Origin of the sequence: Streptomyces hygroscopicus subsp. hygroscopicus (genome assembly GCF_001553455.1) — a bacterium.
In the GTDB taxonomy this organism is placed as follows: Bacteria; Actinomycetota; Actinomycetes; order Streptomycetales; family Streptomycetaceae; genus Streptomyces; species Streptomyces hygroscopicus.
Genome location: NZ_BBOX01000127.1, coordinates 1 through 18,743, shown reverse-complemented (window position 1 = coordinate 18,743; position 18,743 = coordinate 1). Strand labels below are relative to the sequence as shown.

Annotated in this window: 16 protein-coding genes; 8 read left to right on the top strand and 8 right to left on the bottom strand. The window is 72.2% G+C overall.

The window, feature by feature from the left end; genetic code table 11:
• The 5 genes from AXW62_RS14900 to dusB all read right to left on the bottom strand — a co-directional run.
• The coding region (locus AXW62_RS14900; RefSeq protein ID WP_159060880.1) for a hypothetical protein at positions 1 to 208 on the bottom strand (208 nt) is incomplete at its 3' end.
• A complete protein-coding gene (locus tag AXW62_RS14895; RefSeq protein ID WP_060944963.1) occupies positions 208 to 1,167 on the bottom strand; it encodes an AAA family ATPase in 960 nt (319 codons plus the stop codon). The genes AXW62_RS14900 and AXW62_RS14895, both read right to left, overlap by 1 nt.
• 16 nt (positions 1,168 to 1,183) lie before the next feature.
• Positions 1,184 to 3,397 carry a VMAP-C domain-containing protein gene (locus tag AXW62_RS14890; protein ID WP_060944962.1) on the bottom strand — a complete coding sequence of 738 codons (2,214 nt, stop codon included), beginning with the start codon at positions 3,395 to 3,397 and terminating at the stop codon, positions 1,184 to 1,186.
• Positions 3,394 to 4,758 carry a lipase family protein gene (locus tag AXW62_RS14885; RefSeq protein ID WP_060944961.1) on the bottom strand — a complete coding sequence of 455 codons (1,365 nt, stop codon included), beginning with the start codon at positions 4,756 to 4,758 and terminating at the stop codon, positions 3,394 to 3,396. Before AXW62_RS14885 ends, AXW62_RS14890 begins: the two co-directional genes overlap by 4 nt.
• A 111-nt stretch (positions 4,759 to 4,869) precedes the next feature.
• A complete protein-coding gene (dusB, locus tag AXW62_RS14880) occupies positions 4,870 to 6,081 on the bottom strand; it encodes a tRNA dihydrouridine synthase DusB (protein ID WP_060944960.1) in 1,212 nt (403 codons plus the stop codon).
• Between the two features lie 127 nt (positions 6,082 to 6,208).
• Between dusB and AXW62_RS14875 the strand changes: the two genes are divergently transcribed.
• The gene (locus tag AXW62_RS14875; protein WP_060944959.1) at positions 6,209 to 7,699 is read left to right on the top strand and encodes an MFS transporter; all 1,491 of its coding nucleotides are present in this window, start codon (positions 6,209 to 6,211) and stop codon (positions 7,697 to 7,699) included.
• A gap of 463 nt (positions 7,700 to 8,162) precedes the next feature.
• On the opposite strand, the gene AXW62_RS14870 is transcribed toward AXW62_RS14875, so the two are convergent.
• Positions 8,163 to 9,134: a helix-turn-helix transcriptional regulator gene (locus AXW62_RS14870; protein WP_370682911.1), complete on the bottom strand. Its 972-nt coding sequence runs from the start codon at positions 9,132 to 9,134 to the stop codon at positions 8,163 to 8,165.
• A 135-nt stretch (positions 9,135 to 9,269) separates the two neighbouring features.
• Here AXW62_RS14870 and AXW62_RS14865 point away from each other — a divergent pair, with 135 nt between their 5' ends.
• On the top strand, positions 9,270 to 10,727 hold the full coding sequence (locus AXW62_RS14865) for an MFS transporter (RefSeq protein WP_174556393.1): 1,458 nt from the start codon (positions 9,270 to 9,272) through the stop codon (positions 10,725 to 10,727).
• A 513-nt stretch (positions 10,728 to 11,240) separates the two neighbouring features.
• Here the strand turns inward: AXW62_RS14865 and AXW62_RS14860 are convergent.
• Both AXW62_RS14860 and AXW62_RS14855 read right to left on the bottom strand, forming a co-directional pair.
• On the bottom strand, positions 11,241 to 11,534 hold the full coding sequence (locus AXW62_RS14860) for a hypothetical protein (protein WP_244503170.1): 294 nt from the start codon (positions 11,532 to 11,534) through the stop codon (positions 11,241 to 11,243).
• Between the two features lie 138 nt (positions 11,535 to 11,672).
• Positions 11,673 to 13,055 (bottom strand): glycine--tRNA ligase, encoded by a 1,383-nt coding sequence (locus AXW62_RS14855; RefSeq protein WP_060944957.1) that lies wholly within the window; start codon positions 13,053 to 13,055, stop codon positions 11,673 to 11,675.
• 150 nt (positions 13,056 to 13,205) lie between these two features.
• Between AXW62_RS14855 and AXW62_RS14850 the strand changes: the two genes are divergently transcribed.
• The 6 genes from AXW62_RS14850 to AXW62_RS14825 all read left to right on the top strand — a co-directional run bounded on the left by AXW62_RS14850 (position 13,206) and on the right by AXW62_RS14825 (position 18,694).
• Positions 13,206 to 14,171 carry a metal ABC transporter substrate-binding protein gene (locus AXW62_RS14850; RefSeq protein ID WP_060944956.1) on the top strand — a complete coding sequence of 322 codons (966 nt, stop codon included), beginning with the start codon at positions 13,206 to 13,208 and terminating at the stop codon, positions 14,169 to 14,171.
• An 11-nt stretch (positions 14,172 to 14,182) separates the two neighbouring features.
• A complete protein-coding gene (locus AXW62_RS14845; protein ID WP_060944955.1) occupies positions 14,183 to 15,082 on the top strand; it encodes a metal ABC transporter ATP-binding protein in 900 nt (299 codons plus the stop codon).
• A 1-nt stretch (position 15,083) separates the two neighbouring features.
• Entirely contained in the window at positions 15,084 to 15,956 is an 873-nt protein-coding gene (locus tag AXW62_RS14840) for a metal ABC transporter permease (RefSeq protein ID WP_030826407.1), read from the top strand.
• A 140-nt stretch (positions 15,957 to 16,096) separates the two neighbouring features.
• On the top strand, positions 16,097 to 16,534 hold the full coding sequence (locus AXW62_RS14835) for a Fur family transcriptional regulator (RefSeq protein WP_060944954.1): 438 nt from the start codon (positions 16,097 to 16,099) through the stop codon (positions 16,532 to 16,534).
• Between the two features lie 328 nt (positions 16,535 to 16,862).
• On the top strand, positions 16,863 to 17,207 hold the full coding sequence (locus tag AXW62_RS14830; protein WP_030826411.1) for a hypothetical protein: 345 nt from the start codon (positions 16,863 to 16,865) through the stop codon (positions 17,205 to 17,207).
• Positions 17,207 to 18,694 carry a hypothetical protein gene (locus AXW62_RS14825; RefSeq protein WP_063817589.1) on the top strand — a complete coding sequence of 496 codons (1,488 nt, stop codon included), beginning with the start codon at positions 17,207 to 17,209 and terminating at the stop codon, positions 18,692 to 18,694. The genes AXW62_RS14830 and AXW62_RS14825 overlap by 1 nt, the downstream gene beginning before the upstream one ends.
• Positions 18,695 to 18,743 lie beyond the last annotated feature (49 nt).

Sequence of the window (18,743 nt, the reverse complement as noted above, 5' to 3'; positions counted from 1 at the left end):
CGTCGAGCGGCCGCCGGGCGCCCCTGCCCTCGTCGTCGCCGCCGGCCGCGCCGGGAGCGGAGCCGGCGGCCTCCGGGGACGGTGCCCGTTCCTCCCCCGCGCCCGGCGACGGGGCGGTGGTCGCGGCGAACCACAGGACGTCGCGCAGCTCCTCCTCGGAGAGTTCGACCCCGGCGTTCTCCAGCAGGGCCCACAGCCGCTCGATCATTACGCGTCGACTTCGTTCAGCGAGCGGAACAATTTGTCCAGCACGTCCTGGTCCACCCGCACCCCGGCGGCCCGCAGCCGGACCGCGTTGAGCAGTTGGTCGGTGGCCAGCTCCCGTTCGGTGCGCAGGGTCAGGAAGTGCGCGATCAGCTCCTGGGCCCGCGCGCCGACCTCCTCGCCCAGATGCATGGTGACGATCTGCCGCAGCTGCTGCTCGTCGGGCTGCTTGAGGTCCAGCCGTACGCAGCGGCGCAGGAACGCCGGGGGGAACTCGCGCTCGCCGTTGCTGGTGATGACGACAACGGGGAAGACGCGGCAGCTGACCCAGCCGCCGGTCACCCCGACCTTCTCCCGGGAGCCGGCGACCTGCACCCGCACGGTCCGGTCCTCCCCCAGCCGGGCCAGTTCCGGGATCTCGAACTGGCCCTCCTCGAAGACCGTGAGGAGGTCGTTGGGCAGGTCCACATCGCCCTTGTCCAGCTCGTCGACGAGCAGCACGCGCGGCCGGTCGCGCGGCAGCAGCGCGGTGCCCAGCGCGCCGAGCCGCAGATAGTCGCCGATGTCCGGCTCGGTCCCGGCCGTGGCGTCGGCGCGCTGCTTGAGGGAGGCTTCGCGCAGCCGGCCCACCGCGTCGTACGAGTAGAGGCCCTCGGTGAGCGTGGAGCGGCTGTTGACCGGCCAGTGCAGCACCTCGCCGAGCCTGAGCTCACGGGCGACGGCACGGGCCAGGGTCGACTTGCCGGTGCCGGGCCGCCCGGTGACCAGCAGCGGGCGGTGCAGGTGCAGCGCCATGTTGACCACGTCGCGGTCCTCGTCGGAGATCAGGTACGGCAGCCCCCGCCGCTCGTCCCGCTGCCGCGCGTCGTCGCCGAAGCGGCGCCACGGCGGGGCGGCGGGCCAGGTCTCCACGTCGTGGGGGTCGGTGTCGCCGCCCTGGAAGAGCCGCCAGTCCGTTGCCATGTTCTTCCGTCTCTCCTCAGGGTGCGGACAGGTCGAGTGGTTCGGGGAGCGGGCGGTGCGGGTCGTCCCACAGCAGGGCCAGCCGCCGGCCCGGATGGCCGTCGTCGGCGTCGCCCTCCAGCCGGAGCTTGCGGAGCCGCTGGGGCAGGTGCTCCAGCGGTTCGCTCCCCAGGAGGGTGCGCAGCTGCCGCTCGTCGAGGGACGGTTCGGCGCCGGTGTCCCACACCAGCACGGGCACGCCGTCGAAGAGGCACGCGGTGAAGATCTCCGAACGGGTCCGCGCCGGACTGGCCGTCATCGCGCCCGGGGCGGTCTCCTGCCGCTCCATGGCGGCCCGGACCTGCGCGAAGCTGTGGGTGTGGCCGGGCAGCCAGTGCAGGTCCCCCGGGGTGGCGCCGGAGACCCGGGACCAGCGCCGCTCCCACAGATGGCGCCGCTCGGGCTGGCGCAGCTCGGCGCAGCGCACCACGACCGGGAAGTCGGTGCCGAGCGAGCGCTCCTGCGGCTTGCCCGCGTCCAGCGGCCAGCAGTGCACGTCGAGTTCCAGGTCGGTGGACGGGACGAAGAACTCCACCACGGTCTCCGTGGCGCGGGCGTGCGCGGCCAGCAGGGCGTCGATGCCCCGCCGCATCTCCTCCGGGGCGGCCGGGGTGTCCACCTTCGCCAGCGCGTCGACCTCGGCGCCGCGCCGCGACCACACCTCGTACGCCCGCCGCTGCCCGGGACCGCTCGGATGGAGCCTTATCTGGATGCTCCGGCCCTCGGCGGGGCCGGCCGTCCGGGCCCGCTCGGCCCGGTCGGCGGCCCGCGCACGGTGGTCGAGCAGCACCTCCTTCATGCCGAGCCGGACCGCGCACGCCTGCGCCCAGGTGCGCAGCTCGGTGGCGACGGCGCCCTCGGCGAACGCGGCGAAGTGCTCCACGACGCTCAGCAGCTGCGGCAGCTGGTGCGGTCTGGGCACCAGCTCCTCCAGCGCGTCGGCCAGCGCGGCCGGATCGTGCGCGGGCAGCGCGGTCGGGCCGAACTGCTGGTGGGCCGCCGCGACGACGTCCTCCCGGCCCCGCTCGTCCAGCCGGGCCAGGAGCGCCACCAGCTCGGTGTGTTCGGCGCAGGTGAGCCACTGCGGCTGGAGTCTGCGGCACGCCTCGCGGGCCCTGGCGCCGATCCGGCGGTCCGGAGTCAGTTCGTCGAGCGCGTGGAGCAGGGTCGCGATCCCGTGCTCATGGGCGAGCGCCCAGTCGACCAGTTCCTCCACCGACGGAGTTCCCCTCGCGGGCAGCGCCTCGGTGAACTCCATGCGCAGCCGGGCGGCGACCCTGGCCGCCGGGCCGGCCGGATCCGGCCCCAGCAGCCCCGACGCCTCCAGGACCAACGTCTCGCGGAACCGCAGCTTCTCCGGGTCGAGGGGCGGGGCGGGCGGGCCCAGCCGGACCGGTCGCACGTCCTGGTTCCAGTCGCTGACGTAGACCGTCGGACGCTGCCGGCCGCCGTCGGCGTCGCGCGCCCGCGCGAACTCCTCCACCACGCCCTGCCAGACCCGGTCCAGATCCGGCTCCGCGCCACCGGCCGCCGCCGCGTGGAGCTGCCGCAGCAGCGCGGAGGTGAACTGCCCGGTGCCCTGCCGCTGCTTGGCCACCGCCCCGGCCTGGCACGCCCGCATCCAGTACACCGGGCGCTCCGGCCTGATCTGGGCGGTCCTGGCGAGCAGGTCCGGGGTGTCGGCCAGCTCGTGGACACCGGCCGGAAGCGCCTGGCGGCAGGCGTCGATGATCACGGTGACCCGGTCCACACCGTCCCAGGGCAGATGCTCGGTGCGCATCAGGTCGATCAGGCTGTCGGCGTCCGCGCCCTGCAGGTCGGTGTCCCGTGTCTCGGGGTACAGCAGGCTCCACCGGCCGCCTTGGGTCTGCACGCCGTGCCCGGCCCAGTAGACCCACAGCCAGTCGGCGTCGATGGCCCGCAGCTCGTCCTGGAAGACCCGGCGCACATCGGCGCGCTCCGCCGGGCGGTAGTGGGGGTGCGCCGCCTCCAGGGCCGCCCGGTTGTGCTCCAGCGGCGAGGCGAGCAGCTGGATGTTCTCCGCCGGGACACCCCGTCCGGTCAGCCACTTCCGCATCTCGACGGCGTCGTGCACCGGGCCGTCGAGGTTCAGGTCGTCGCTGCCGTTGTACCGCTCGACCGCCACGATCACCGCGTGGGTGCGGCGCCAGTCGTGTGGTGCCCGCGTCACGGCAGCTCCGGGGCCAGCAGTTCGTACAGCCTGTGGTGGGCGAAGTAGGAGGTGTGGGCGCGCGGGAAGGGCTGGCGGGTGTCGACCCGCAGATCGGTGACCCGGCCCGGGAAGACCTTGGCGCCGACGAAACCGAGCAGGTCGTGCTCGTCGTAGACGTTGATCCAGCGGGGGAAGGCGGCGGGCAGCGGTTCGCCGCGGCGCAGCGCGGTGAGCGCGTCCAGCTCGTAGAGGAACGGCGCCTGGGAGCCGACCGTCACCAGCAGCTCCACACCGGCGGGCGGATCGGGTTCGGCGAGCAGATCGACGCAGGCGATGCCGCCGAGGCTGTGGGCGAGCAGCACCACCGGCCCGTGCCCGGAGTCGACCGCCTCGCGCACCGCCGCGCGGATCGCGGCGCGCACCCCGGCGCCGCGCGCCTGGTAGCGGAGGATGTCGCCGCCGGCCGGGACGGATCCCCTGGTGATCCCGGAGCGGAAGGAGTGGGCCAGCGAGGAGAGCGGCGAGAGGTAGGAGTTGAGCGCCCGTACGGCGACGCCCTTCGCGGCGCGGGCGGCGAAGCCGCCCCGGTCGGTGCCGCCGAGCTGATCGGTGAGCGCGCCGACCACGGCGTCCCGGTCGGCGCCGTCCACCGGGAGCGGTTCATCGGCGCCGTCCGGGCCCTCGGCCCGCTGGACGGCCAGGGCGTACACGGCGCGGGCCGCGATCGCCTCGATGCCGTCCGCGGGCGGGGTGCCGCCCAGGGTGCGGGAGATCTCGTGGGCGACGCGCCCGGCGGCCGGGCCGAGATGCGGCGCGAGGTCGGACACCAGCTCGGCCGGGCTGCCCCCGCCGCCGGACACCCCCGCCAGACTCTCCCCGCCGCCGGACACCCCCGCCACGCTCTCCCCGCCACCCGCCACCCCTGCCAGGCTCAGCCCACCACCCGACGCCCCCTCCACGCTCTCCTCACCGCCGGACACCCCCGCCAGGCTCAGCCCGCGCACCCGGTCGGCGATGGTGTGCCAGGGGTCCTGACGGCCCGGGGCGAAACCGACCCGCGCGCCGCCGCCGCGCCGCGCCCGCGCCGCCTCGGCGAACTCCCGCAGCTCGGCGAGCGGATCCACCTCCAGCAGCGCCCATACGGCCAGCGGATCGTCCTCGTCGAGCAGTTCGCCACCGCCGATGCCGCGGTTCTTCGACCGCACCGGGACCGACGCCCCGTCAAGTCCCAGCGAGGCGCCGTGCTCCTCGCCCCAGAGGCAGCGGACGACCCTGACCTCGGCTCGCACCCGCCCCAGGCCGTTCACGACCCGCGCGAAGCTCTTCTCGTACGACTTGGCCCGGACCCCCGTGCCGTGGACGAAGACGACGCTTGTCACCGATCCCCCCAGATCGTCCAGATCCCCACCGTGACCACGAGCCCATCACTTTAACCCGTGATGCTCCCGCATTAACCCGTGATGCTCCCGCACGGCCCCGGGCGACCGGGCTCAGCCGCCCGAGGTGTCCAGCTCCGCGTCCGCGCAGACCCCCGCGCGGTCGTACGGGTCGTCCAGCCAGCCGTCGGGCAGCACCACGCGGTTGCGGCCCGAGGTGCGGCCGCGCGGACCGTCGGCGCCAGGGGGCCACTCCTGGTCCAGGTCCAGCTCCGCCAGCAGGGCGTCCAGTTCGGCGAGGGACGAGGTGACCGCCAGCCGTTTGCGCATCTCGGAGCCGACCGAGAAGCCCTTGGTGTACCAGGCGACGTGCTTACGGAAGTCGATCACGCCGCGCTCCTCGTCCTCCAGCCACTCGGCGAGCAGCTCGGCGTGGCGGCGCATGACGGCCGCGACCTCCTTCAGCGTCGGCCGCGCGGGCGCCGGCGGCTCCGGGCCGGGCTCGAACGCGGCCGCCAGGTCGCCGAAGAGCCAGGGCCGCCCCAGGCAGCCGCGCCCCACGACCACGCCGTCGCAGCCCGTCCGGCGCATCATCCGGACCGCGTCGGCGGCGGACCAGATGTCCCCGTTGCCCAGCACCGGGATCTCGGGGACGGCCTCCTTCAGGCGGGCGATCGCGTCCCAGTCGGCGGTGCCGCCGTAGTGCTGGGCCGCGGTACGGCCGTGCAGGGCGATCGCGGTCACGCCCTCCTCGACCGCGATCCGGCCGGCGTCGAGGTAGGTGATGTGGTCGTCGTCGATGCCCTTGCGCATCTTCATGGTCACCGGCAGCGGGCCGGCGGCGGTCACGGCCTCGCGCAGGATCGAGCGCAGCAGGTGCCGCTTGTACGGGAGCGCCGAGCCGCCGCCCTTACGGGTCACCTTGGGCACCGGGCAGCCGAAGTTGAGGTCGATGTGATCGGCGAGGTCCTCGTCCACGATCATCCGGACGGCCTTGCCGACGGTCACCGGGTCCACCCCGTACAGCTGGATGGAGCGCGGCTTCTCGGTCCCGTCGAAGTGGATCAGCCGCATCGTCTTGGCGTCGCGCTCCACCAGCGCCCGAGTGGTGATCATCTCGCTGACGAACAGCCCCCTGCCGCCGCTGCCCCCTTCTCCCGGGGGCCGGCCCCCGTCCCCCCAGCCGACGCCGTCGGCGAATTCCCGGCACAGGGTGCGGAACGGCGCGTTGGTGATCCCGGCCATCGGCGCGAGCACGACCGGCGGCTGGACCGTGTGCGGTCCGATCCGCAGCTGTGTCCGCGGCGTCTGCGACGTCTGTGTCATGGGGTGAGCTTCCTCGTCGGTACTACGGTGGGAGGGCGGGCCGATCTCTTATTGTCCCGCACCCACGAGAAGGACCGGCGGGGCGGTTGTCACCGCCCCGGGGACACTATCGATGTAGCGTTCAATCATGCGTGAGCTCAGCCATCGGCGGCGCATGCTTGTGCTGGCGATCTGCTGCATGAGCCTGCTGCTCGTCAGCCTCGACAACACCGTCCTCAACGTCGCGCTGCCCGTGATGCGGAACGACCTGCACGCCTCCGTCTCCGGAATGCAGTGGACGATCGACGCGTACACGCTCGTCCTCGCCGCGCTGCTGATGCTCTCCGGGTCGACGGCCGACCGGGTGGGGCGCAAGCGCACCTTCCAGACCGGGCTGGTGATCTTCACCCTCGGCTCGGCGCTGTGCAGCCTCGCGCCCAGTCTGACGGCGCTGGTCGGCTTCCGCATGGTGCAGGCGATCGGCGGGTCCATGCTCAACCCCGTCGCCATGTCGATCATCACCAACGTCTTCACCGAGCCCAGGGAGCGGGCCCGTGCCATCGGGGTCTGGGGCGGGGTCGTCGGCATCAGCATGGCGGCCGGCCCGATCGTGGGCGGGCTGCTGGTGGAGTCCATCGGCTGGCGTTCGATCTTCTGGATAAACCTCCCGATCGGGATCGCGGCGCTGGCCCTCACCGCCCGGTTCGTACCGGAGTCGCGCGCTCCCAGGCCGCGCCGGGCCGACCCGGTCGGCCAGCTGCTGGTCATCCTGGTCCTGGGCACCCTCACCTACGCGATCATCGAGGCGCCGGACCGCGGCTGGGACTCGCCGCTGATCGTGACCTGCGCGGCACTCGCCCTCGGGGGGCTCCTGGCACTGGTCCGCTACGAGGGGCGGCGCGAGGAACCGCTGATCGACGTGCGGTTCTTCCACAGCGCGCCGTTCAGCGGGGCGACGGTCGTCGCGGTGTGCGCCTTCGCCGCCCTCGGCGGCTACCTCTTCATGAACACGCTGTATCTGCAGGACGTGCGGGGGCTCAACGCCCTGCACGCCGGGCTGTGGATGCTGCCCATGGCGTTCATGTGCTTCGTCTGCGCACCGCTGTCCGGACGGCTGGTGGGCGCCCGCGGGCCCCGTCTGTCGATGCTGGTGGCCGGGGTGGCCATAACGGCCAGCGGGGTGCTGTTCGCGGTTTTCGACGTCCAGACGAGCGATACCGGGCTGCTGATCGGCTATGTGCTGTTCGGCCTGGGCTTCGGCATGGTCAACGCGCCCATCACCAATACGGCGGTCTCCGGGATGCCCCGCTCCCAGGCGGGGGTCGCCGCGGCCGTCGCCTCCACCAGCCGCCAGGTGGGCCAGTCGCTCGGCGTCGCGGTGATCGGCGCGGTGCTGGCGGCGGGCGCCGCGCTGGCGGCGGCGGGCGGCATGGGCCATGCCGCCTCGCCGGCCGCCACCGCGGCGTTCGTGGACGCCGCCCGCCCCGCCTGGTGGATCATCGCCGGATGCGGTGCCGTGATCCTGCTGCTGGGGCTGGTGACCACCGGCCGCTGGGCCCAGAAGACCACCCGGCACGCGGCCGCGCTCTTCGAGGAGGGGGCGCCCACGGGCCAGACATCGGCGGGGGCCAAGGCGTGAGGCGTGTGGCGGGAGCCGCTATGCGTGAGGCGTGAGCCGCGAGCCGCACGACCCGAGCCGCGAGCCGTGCGGCGTGTGGCCTGTGGTCTGTGACGGGAGCCGCTATGCGTAAGGCATGAGGCACGAGCCGCGAGCCGCGAGCCGCGCGACCCACGCCGGGAGGCGCGAGCCGTGCGGCACGAGGCGCGAGACCCACGCCGCGAGCCGCGAGCCGTGCGACACAGGCCGCGAGGCGTGCGGCGTGTGACGGGGGTCGCTATGCGGAAGGCGTGAGGCACGAGCCGCGAGCCGCGAGCCGCGCGACCCACGCCTCGAGGCGCGAGGCGTGAGGCGCAGGCCGCCAGCCGTGCGACACGAGCTGCCAGCCGTGCGACACGGGCCGCAAGCCGTGCGGAGGCCGTCCGGGGAGGGCGGGGGTGGGGCCGGACCCCTTGGGTCGGACCCCCTGGTTCAGACCCTTGGGTCAGACCCCCGCCACCGAGGCGGCCTCCTGCCCTACCGGCGCGCTCTCCTGCGCCAGCGCCATGGCGTGCAGCCGACGCAGCCGCTCGTGGGTCTCGGCGTCCGCCGGGGTGTAGGCGAGCAGCTTGGGGCCCTGCTGGGGGCCGGTCCACAGGCTGGTGGAGGTCAGCCGGACGATGCCCACCTGCGACTGGCGGTAGACCTTGACCTTGTCGGCGGGCCGGACCACCTCATGCCGCGCCCAGATCTCGCGGAACTCGGGTGAGGCGTCCTCCAGCCGCTTCACCATCGCCTTCCAGGCGGGCTCGGCGACGTGCTCGGCCATGACGGCGCGGAACTTGGCGGCCATGAGCCGGATCGTCTCGTCCCGGTCCACCAGGCTCGACCGCCACTCGTCATGGGTGAAGGCCAGCCACATGCAGTTGCGGTCCTCCGGCGGCACCTGCTCCAGGTCGCACATCAGGTGCCGGTAGGTGCGGTTGTAGGCCAGCAGGTCGAAGCGGCTGTTCTGGACGCAGGCGGGGAACGGCTCCAGCTGCTCCAGCATGCGCCGCAACCCCTCGGAAACGCCCGTGCACTCGCTGGCCGGGCTCGGGTCGGCGGTCCCGGCCAGCGCGAAGAGGTGGGCGCGCTCGCTGCGGTCCAGGAGCAGCGCGCGGGCGATGGCGTCGAGGACCTGCGCCGAGACGTGGATGTCGCGGGCCTGTTCCAGCCAGGTGTACCAGGTCACGCCCACGGCCGAGAGCTGCGCGACCTCCTCGCGGCGCAGTCCGGGCGTGCGCCGGCGGCGCCCCCGGGGCAGCCCCACCTGCTCGGGCGTGATCCGCTCCCGCCGGCTGCGCAGGAACGCCGCCAGCTCGCCCCTTCTCGGGTCGCTCGTCTCCGGGCGCCGCGCCTCGGCTCCCGCACTCCTGCTCCCGGCCATGGAACCGGCCATGGAACGGGCCATGGCATCGCTCACCATCGTGGTCATGCCTCCAGGGTGCCCGAGCGGCTCAGCCAGTTGCCAGGTACTTCTTGTACCAGGATAAAGACACTCTGGTACCCGGCTGAGCGGTGCCGGATCTTCGTATGCGTGACCGATACGCAGACAACACCGACCATACGCATGACAGAGACGACACGTACCAGAACCGCCGGCCCGGACGCGTCGAAGACCACAGGCCGGCACCGCGCCTCCGCCGGTCCCGCGCTGAGCCCCCTGGGGCTGTTCACCGTGCTGCTGGGCGCCGCGCTGCCCCTGATCGACTTCTTCATCGTCAACGTGGCCCTGCCCACCATGGACCGCGACCTGCACGCCGGTCCGGCGGTGCTGGAACTCGTCGTCGCCGGATACGGCGTGGCGTACGCGGTACTGCTGGTCCTCGGCGGCCGGCTGGGCGACACCTTCGGACGGCGCAGGCTCTTCCTCGCCGGGATGGCGGCCTTCGGGCTGACCTCGCTGGCCTGCGGGCTCGCCCCGGGCGCCTGGAGCCTGGTGGCCGCCCGGGTGGCGCAGGGCGCCGCGGCCGCGCTGATGCTCCCCCAGGTGCTCGCCACGATCCACTCCTCGACCAGCGGTTCGCGCCGCGCCCGCGCGCTCAGCATGTACGGCGCGACGGCGGGTCTGTCCATGGTGGCGGGGCAGATCCTGGGCGGCGTGCTGGTGGCCGCGGACATCGCGGGCACCGGGTGGCGCGCGGTCTTCCTGGTCAATGTGCCGGTCGCGGTGATCGGCCTGGTCCTCGCGGTCCGTACGGTTCCGGAAACCCGCTCGGAGCGGCCCGCGCCGGTGGACGTGCCGGGCACGGTGCTGCTGGCGCTGTCGCTGATCACGCTGATGGTGCCGCTGACCGAGGGGCGGGCGGCGGGCTGGCCGCTGTGGACCTGGCTGATGCTGGGCGCGTTCCCGTTCGTGGCCGCCGCGTTCTACGTCGTGGAGCGGCGCGCCGACCAGGCGGGCTCGGTGCCGCTGCTGCCGCCGAGCCTGCTCGCGCAGCGCGGACTGCGGCGCGGGCTGCCGATCGTGGTGCCGTTCTCGATCGCCTTCGGCGGCTTCATGTTCGTCATCGCGGTCGCCCTCCAGCAGGGCCTGCGGTACGGACCGATCGAGGCCGGGCTGGCACTGGCGCCGATGGCCACGACGTTCTTCGTCGCCTCGCTGATGGGGCCGCGTCTGGTGGGCCGGTACGGGAGCCGTGTGGTGACCGCGGGCGGACTCATCCAGGCGGTGGGCATCGGGGCGCTGATGCTGGCCGTATGGCGCGACTGGCCTGACCTGTCGCTGGCCGGGCTGCTGCCCGGGGTCGCGCTGGCCGGGTTCGGGCAGGGGCTCCAGCTCCCGGTGCTGATCCGGATCGTGCTGGCCGATGTGCCGAGCGAGCGGGCCGGGGTGGGCAGTGGCGTGATGGTCACCACCCAGCAGTCGGCCCTGGCGCTGGGCGTGGCAACGCTCGGCACCCTCTTCCTGTCCCTGGCACCGTCGGCGGGCATGGGTGACGCGCTGGTCAGCACGCTCGCGGCCCAGCTGGGGGCGATCGCGGTGACCCTGCTGCTGAGCCTGCGGCTGCCGCGTGCGGTGTCGTAGGGCCGCCCAGGGCCGTCGTACCGCCGGAACGCGGGTCTCTCCTGGGGAACCACTCCTGGCGAACCACTGGAACGCGGTCGCTTCGGGGACCACCGGACCTTGTCACCCCAGGAGGGCCACCCGGAACCCCGGTCACTCCTGGGGATCACCGGAGCCCCGGCTCATCCCCAGGAGGACCGCCCGGCACCCCGGTCACCCCCAGGAGCACCACCGGCGGCCCGCTCACCCGCGGGAGCACCACCGCCGGACCGGTCACCCGCAGGAGACCCTCGGAACCCCAGCTTCCCCCGGGAACACCACCGGAGCCCCGGCTCACTCCGAGAAGGACCGCCGGAACCCCACTCACCCGCGGAAGCACCACCGCCGGACCGGTCACCCGCGGGAGGCCGCAGAACCCCGTTCACCGGCGGAACCGCCCAGATCCTGTTCACTTCCGCGGAACCGCCCGGAGCCGTTCACTCCCGCCGAACCGCCCCGACCCCGTTCACTTCCGCCGAACCGCCCCGGAGCCGGTCACCCCTGGGAGGCGGCCCACCACAGGATGAGCGCGGCCACCGCGAAACAGGCCAGCATGACCAGGACGACCTGCCGACGGGCCGCCACGTCGGCGGTCATCCGCGGGGAGCCGAGCGCGCCGTGCGCCTGGGCCAGGTGATCGAGCCCCTTGTGCCGGGCGCCACCGTAGCTGATCCGCTCCTGCCAGTCGCAGTGCCGGCAGCCGAGCAGGCGCCGCCGCCCCGGACCGTACCCGTAGCTCACCTCGAAGACCGCGCCGTCCTCGCGGGTGGCGGTGATGTGGTGCGTCACGCCTCGCACGATCGGTGAACCCCCCGTTCTGTCGAGCCGACGGGCCCCGGTGCCACGGACAGCGCGTCCGCGGCACCGGAGCCCGTCGTCGGGTATGTGTCCGGTGCCCGTGGTCCGGGCCGGAGGGCCCGGACCGGGTCAGCAACCGATCAGGCGGCCACCCAGGTAGGACTGGATCTGGTCGAGGGAGACCCGCTCCTGCTTCATCGTGTCGCGCTCACGCACGGTGACGGCGTTGTCGTCCAGGGTGTCGAAGTCCACGGTGACGCAGAAGGGCGTGCCGATCTCGTCCTGGCGGCGGTAGCGGCGGCCGATCGCGCCCGCGTCGTCGAACTCGATGTTCCAGTGCTTGCGCAGGTCCGCCGCGAGCCCCTTGGCCTTCGGGGAGAGCTGCGGGTTGCGGGACAGCGGCAGCACCGCGACCTTGACCGGGGCCAGGCGCGGGTCGAGCCGCAGCACGGTGCGCTTCTCCAGCTTGCCCTTGGCGTTGGGCGCCTCGTCCTCGACGTACGCGTCGAGCAGGAAGGCCAGCATGGCGCGGCCCACGCCCGCCGCCGGCTCGATCACGTAGGGGGTCCAGCGCTCGCCGGCCTCCTGGTCGAAGTACGACAGGTCCTGGCCGGACGCCGCGGAGTGCGCCTTCAGGTCGTAGTCGGTGCGGTTGGCCACGCCCTCCAGCTCGCCCCACTCCGAGCCGCCGAACTGGAAGCGGTACTCGATGTCAGCGGTGCGCTTGGAGTAGTGGGAGAGCTTCTCCTTGGGGTGCTCGTACCACCGGATGTTCGCCTCCTGGAGACCGAGGTCCCGGTACCAGTTCCAGCGCTGCTCCATCCAGTACTCGTGCCACTTCTCGTCCTCGCCCGGCTTGACGAAGAATTCCATCTCCATCTGCTCGAATTCACGCGTCCGGAAGATGAAGTTGCCCGGCGTGATCTCGTTGCGGAACGACTTGCCGAGCTGCGCGATGCCGAACGGCGGCTTCTTGCGCGAGGTCTGCTGGACGGCGAGGAAGTTGGTGAAGATGCCCTGGGCGGTCTCGGGGCGCAGATACGCGACCGAGCCGGAGTCCTGGGTCGGGCCGAGGTGGGTGGAGAGCAGTCCGGAGAACTGCTTGGGCTCGGTGAAGCTGCCCTTGTTGCCGCAGTGCGGGCAGTTGACGTCGGCCAGGCCGTTCTCGGGGAACCGGCCGTGCTTGGCCTCGTACGCCTCCTCCAGGTGGTCCGCGCGGAACCGCTTGTGGCAGGAGGTGCACTCGGTGAGCGGGTCCGTGAAGGTGGCGACGTGGCCGGACGCCTCCCACACCTCACGGGCCAGGATCACGGACGAGTCGAGTCCGACGACGTCGTCACGCGAGGTGACCATGGAACGCCACCACTGCCGCTTGATGTTCTCCTTCAGCTCCACGCCGAGCGGTCCGTAGTCCCAGGCGGCGCGCTGGCCGCCGTAGATCTCGCTGCACGGGTAGACGAAGCCACGGCGCTTGCTGAGGCTGACGATGGTGTCGATCTTGTCGGCGGCCACGGTGCTCTCTTCATTGATGACGGCATTGACGACGAAGCGAATGCTTCAGGTTACCGGCGGCGGCACCCCCCGGATCAAATCGATGCGCGAAGCGATCACCAAGGGGACAGTTGTTGACAATCGTTTCCATCTTTGTTGAAAATGAGAGTCATGAACATACGCCGCCTCATACCCACGACAGCTCTCGTCGGAGCCGCCGCACTGGGTCTGACCACCCTCACAGCCTGCTCCTCCGACGCCGGAGACGGAAGGAAGGACGGCAAGCTCGATGTGGTGGCGTCGTTCTACCCCATGCAGTTCCTGGCCGAGCGGATCGGCGGGGACGCCGTCCACGTCTCCACGCTGACCAAGCCCGGCGTCGAACCGCACGACCTGGAGATCAGCCCCCGCCAGACCGCCGATCTCAGCAAGGCGGGCCTGGTGGTCTACCTCAAGGGGCTCCAGCCCTCCGTCGACCGCGCGATCGCCCAGGCCGATCCGGAGCACGTCGCCGACGCCACCTCGTACACCACCCTGGAGGACCACGGCACCGAGGTCGAGGGCGACCACGGGGGCGAGGAAGGACACGACGGCCACGCCCACTCCGGCGACACCGCCGCCGACCCCCACATCTGGCTGGATCCGGTGCGTTACGCCCAGGTCGCCAAGGGTGTCGGCAAGGCGCTGGAGAAGGCCGACCCCGACCACGCCGAGACGTTCAAGAAGAACACCACCGCCCTGGTCAAGCAGCTGAACACGCTCGATCAGGACTTCCGGAGCGGTTTGAAGGACCGTTCCTCGGACACCTTCATCACCACCCATGCCGCCTTCGGCTACCTCTCCGAGCGCTACGGCCTGCGGCAGGAGGCGATATCCGGTCTCGACCCGGAGGCCGAGCCCAGCCCGGCACGGGTCAAGGCACTGCACACCATCGCCAAGAAGGACAAGGTCAACACCGTCTTCTTCGAAACCCTCGTGAGCGACCGCACGGCCAAGACGCTGGCCGGCGATCTCCATCTGCGGACCGATGTGCTCGACCCGATCGAGGGCATCGGGTCCAAGTCCAAGGGCGACGACTACCTCCAGGTCATGCGGTCCAACCTGGAGGCCCTGCGGAAGGCGCTGGGCGCCAAGTGACGGAGGAACTCATGGAAACCGAGAAGACCAGGGGGGCCGGGCAAGCCCGGGACCCCGGGGAGACCGAGGAGCCCGACATAGCCCCGGCCCCGGCCGCGGCCCCTTCCGCGGGTCCAGCCGCGGGTCCGGCCCCGGCCGCGGATCCGGCCGCCGACCCGATATCCCTGCGCGGCGCCATCGCCACCCTCGGCGGCCGCCCCGTGCTGCGCGGCGTGGACCTGACCGTCCGCCGCGGCGAGGTCGTGGCGCTGCTCGGCGCCAACGGCTCGGGCAAGTCCACCGCCGTGCGGTCCATCGTCGGCCAGGTGCCGCTCACCGGCGGTGAGCTGACCCTCTTCGGCATCCCCCGCCGCCGCTTCCGCGACTGGGCCCGGATCGGTTACGTACCGCAGCGCACCACCGCCGCCAGCGGCGTCCCGGCGACCGTCCGCGAGGTCGTCTCGGCGGGCCGGCTGGCCCGCCGCCGGTTCGGCCCGCCGCGCAGGGCCGACCGGGCGGCCGTTCAGCGCGCCCTGGAACTCGTCGGCATGGCCGACCGGGTCCGGGACCCGGTGAGCGCCCTCTCCGGCGGTCAGCACCAGCGCGTCCTGATCGCCCGCGCCCTCGCCGGCGAACCGGAACTGCTGATCATGGACGAGCCGATGGCCGGTGTGGACCTCGCCAGTCAGGAGATCCTCGCGGGCACCCTGCGCGAGCAGGTCGCCGCCGGCGCCACGGTCCTCCTCGTCCTCCATGAGCTCGGCCCGCTGGAGCCGCTGATCGACCGCGCGGTGGTGCTCCGTGACGGCTGCGTCGTCCACGACGGGCCGCCGCCCAAGGCCGTGGGCCAGCACGCGCTGCCCGGTCACGATCACGTACACCCCCATGCGGCGCCCGACGCCGAACCGATCCGGACAGGGTTGCTGACCTGAGATGCTCGAGATCCTCGACTACGCCTTCATGCAGCGGGCCCTGCTCGCCGCCGTCCTGGTCGGCATCACCGCGCCCGCCGTCGGCATCTACCTCGTCCAGCGCCGCCAGGCGATCATGGGGGACGGAATCGGCCATGTCGCGCTCACCGGCGTCGCCCTGGGCTTCCTGACCGGCGCCAACCCGGTGTGGACCGCCGTCGTCGTCTCCGCCCTCGGCGCGATCCTCATGGAGCTGATCCGCTGGTACGGCAAGACCCGCGGCGATCTCGCGCTCGCGATGCTCTTCTACGGCGGTATGGCGGGCGGTGTGCTGCTGATCAACCTCTCGCCGACCGGCTCCAACGCCAACCTCACCACCTATCTCTTCGGCTCGATCACCACGGTCTCCCCCGAGGACGTCGTCGCCATCTCCCTGCTCGCCGCCTTCGTCGTACTGATCACCCTGGGGCTGCGCCGCCAGCTGTTCGCGGTGTGCCAGGACGAGGAGTTCGCCCGGGTGACCGGCCTCCCGGTGCGCACGCTCAATCTGCTGCTGGCCGTCACCGCGGCCGTCACCGTCACCGTCGCCATGCGCGTCGTGGGCCTGCTCCTGGTCAGCGCCCTGATGGTGGTTCCGGTCGCCGCCGCCCAGCAGGCCACCCGGGGGTTCGCCATGACGCTGGCGCTGGCGATCGCCATCGGCGTCGTGGTGACCCTGTCCGGCACGGTGTTCTCCTTCTACGAGAACGTCCCGCCCGGCGCGAGCATCGTCGTCCTCGCCATCGGCGTCTTCGCGGTGATCACGGCCCTGGCCGCGCCTTTGGCGAAAAGACGTGCTCAGCGGGTCGCCGCCGCCGAGGAACGGTGCACGCTGAGGGACGATGTACTCGTATAGTCCATCGCTTGGTCCATCGCTCACGTGTCCGTTCTCGTCCGTCGCCCGAGCGTTAACTGGCACAATGACCGGGCAGAAAGCGCAGTGGGCGCGGAGAGAGCGCTGAGAGCGACGGAGCATGCGAGGTTGAGGAGGCAGCTGTGGCGACCGCGGGTCCCCCCGTACGCGGCCGGTCCACCAGGCAGCGCGCCGCGGTAGCGGCGGCGCTGGACGAGGTGGACGAGTTCCGCAGTGCGCAAGAGCTCCACGACATGCTCAAGCACCGGGGCGACTCGGTGGGCCTGACCACGGTCTACCGCACCCTCCAGTCCCTCGCCGACGCCGGCGAGGTCGACGTCCTCCGCACCACGGACGGCGAGGCGGTCTACCGCCGCTGCAGCAGCGAGGAGCACCACCATCACCTGGTCTGCCGCGCCTGCGGCAAGGCGGTCGAGGTGGAGGGCCCCGCCGTCGAGAAGTGGGCCGACGCGATCGCCGCGGAGCACGGCTTCGTGGACGTGGCCCATACGATCGAGATCTTCGGCACCTGCGGCGACTGCGCGGCGGCGAAGGCTTCGGCGTCGGCCTCGCGGGACTGACACCGCCCGCGCGGGACGGGCACCTCGGCACAGGCCCGGCACCCACGTCGTCGGCCCGGCATCCCCACCCGGGACCGGCACCCACGTCCATGTCGCGGGCCCGGCATCCACGTCGCGGGCCCGCCTCGCGGGGCCGTCCCTCCCCCGGGCCCGCGTTGTTGCCCAGGGCCCGCATTGCCCCGGGCCCGCTTCCGCCGGGCCGCATTCCCCCAGGATTGTCACAGCCTCGTACGGGAAACACGGCCGTACACGCGTCGCCCCATGCTTCGGCGGTGCGATGGGTACGGTCCTGAGTACATGTACATGACGGCTGCTTGGGGGAAGCCTGATGTCCTTGTATCCGAATCTGCCGCTGCCGGGGCTGCCGGACCTCTTCATCGACCCGCCGTCTCCGAAGAAGACCGCGGGCGCCTTCCATACCACCAGCGCGGCCGGGCAGAACAAGACGAAGCTGGACGACGCCGAGGCCGCCGGGACCTCCCATGCGGGCTGGGCGGTCGCGAAGCCCAATCAGGAGTGCGTGACGGCGTGGCGCAACCGTCTGCACGAGCTCGGCGAATCGGCCAGGAAAGCGGCCGCCGCCATCACCGACGCCATGGACGACTACATGGACACCGACCTCTCCGTCGAGGCGGCGCTCCGCAGGGACGCCCGCTGGCTGGAGGGCGCCTGATGGTCTCCGTACCCGACCTCCAGTCCGCGCGCCCGCAAACCTGGCGCGACGCCGCCACCGACGCCCTCACCGCGGCCAGGCACTGCGATGAGATCGGCACCCTCGCCCGCGACGACGTGGCGCGCACGCTCGAGCGGCAGTGGGCGTCCGACGCGGGGCTCGCCGCCCGCCGCGCCTTCGTCAAGCACGCCGAGGACTACGAGGCGGCCCACCTGGCGCTGCGCGAGCTGTGCCGCGTCTACGACGATCTGGCCGACGAGATCGAGGCCGCCCAGGGCGATCTCAACAGCGCGCTCGACTACGCCCGGGGCCACGAGCTGACCGTTGACGACAGCGGTCGCGTCTCCCGCTCCGAGCCGGTGGCCCCCGGCCAGGACGACGACAGCCAGTCGGACCCGGTCCAGCACGTCCAGGGCGTCATCGACGGCGCCCTGTCCCGCGCGACCAAGGCCGACACCACGGCGGCGGCCGCGCTGCGCACCGTCAGGGGTCTCACGGAGCTCTCCGATCCGGAGCTGGTCAAGGAGGCGCTGAGGAGGAACAGCCCGCTGGCCATCGCGCTGCGTCTGATGGGAGCGCCCGACGGCCCGCATCCGGTCAATGTCTCCCCCTCGCAGCTTGCCGCCGTGGAACGGGCCGCGAGGGAGACCGGGATGAGCAAGACGCTGCTGCTGGCGATCCTCTGGCAGGAGCAGCAGTGGTACCAGAACTACGACAAGGACGGCCACGGTCTCCTGCCGGGCATCGGCAGGATGTTCAACTGGACGCTCCAGCAGACGATCAAGCCGGACAAGTCGCTCGGCATCACCCATATGAAGCTGGGGACGGCCCGTAAGGTCATGGCGGACAACCGCGACGTGTTCACCACGGCGGACGGCACCTATCTGGGAGACCTCAGCGATGCCCAACTCGCCAAGTACATCGAGGAGAACCCCAACGAGGACATCCGCCTGAGCGCCTACTACCTCAAGCAACTGCGGCAGAACCCCTACGGCTCGCAAACGGACAAACAGTTGTTCATGCTCTACGCCGCCGACACCCCCGACGTCCGCGAGAAGAACGAGAGTTACGGGGACGACTCGGACCACCGCGGGGGCGATATCAAGGCCCGCGCGGAGAACTGGGACAAGCTCCAGCCGTATCTCGAGGACGCCCAGGCGTGGGAGGCGCTGAGCGACGAGGAGCGCCGGAAGGCCCTGGAGCAATTGGCGGGCGACACCCCCAAGGGGCACTCGTTCACCATCGATCCGATCTACGGCGGGGAGTCGCAGGGCACCGGCACCGGCGAGCCGGAGCCCGGCACACCGTCGCCGGAGCCCGGCGCGTCCCCCACCCCGCCGTCCTCGGGCGGCAAGAACGATGACGGGGCTGACGGGGGCGGCCGGGGCGGCGGGGGCGGCGGGGGCGGCGGGGGCGGCGACAAGAAACCGGCCGAGCCCACCCCCGGTCTCACACCACGTCCCTCGGCGACGGGCCAGGCCCCCTGAAGAAGTGAGTTCATGAAGCGAGTGATCAGCGTGTTCGCGGCGGGGGTGG

What these genes read in the sequence shown, in the direction of transcription:
- AXW62_RS14895 (WP_060944963.1), bottom strand. Translation starts at nt 1,167, where the DNA reads ATGGCAACGGACTGGCGGCTCTTCCAGGGCGGCGACACCGACCCCCAC.
- AXW62_RS14845 (WP_060944955.1), top strand. Translation starts at nt 14,183, where the DNA reads ATGGAAACCGAGAAGACCAGGGGGGCCGGGCAAGCCCGGGACCCCGGG.
- AXW62_RS14865 (WP_174556393.1), top strand. Translation starts at nt 9,270, where the DNA reads ATGACAGAGACGACACGTACCAGAACCGCCGGCCCGGACGCGTCGAAG.
- AXW62_RS14870 (WP_370682911.1), bottom strand. Translation starts at nt 9,134, where the DNA reads ATGACCACGATGGTGAGCGATGCCATGGCCCGTTCCATGGCCGGTTCC.
- AXW62_RS14825 (WP_063817589.1), top strand. Translation starts at nt 17,207, where the DNA reads ATGGTCTCCGTACCCGACCTCCAGTCCGCGCGCCCGCAAACCTGGCGC.
- AXW62_RS14850 (WP_060944956.1), top strand. Translation starts at nt 13,206, where the DNA reads ATGAACATACGCCGCCTCATACCCACGACAGCTCTCGTCGGAGCCGCC.
- AXW62_RS14830 (WP_030826411.1), top strand. Translation starts at nt 16,863, where the DNA reads ATGTCCTTGTATCCGAATCTGCCGCTGCCGGGGCTGCCGGACCTCTTC.
- dusB (WP_060944960.1), bottom strand. Translation starts at nt 6,081, where the DNA reads ATGACACAGACGTCGCAGACGCCGCGGACACAGCTGCGGATCGGACCG.
- AXW62_RS14840 (WP_030826407.1), top strand. Translation starts at nt 15,084, where the DNA reads ATGCTCGAGATCCTCGACTACGCCTTCATGCAGCGGGCCCTGCTCGCC.
- AXW62_RS14875 (WP_060944959.1), top strand. Translation starts at nt 6,209, where the DNA reads ATGCGTGAGCTCAGCCATCGGCGGCGCATGCTTGTGCTGGCGATCTGC.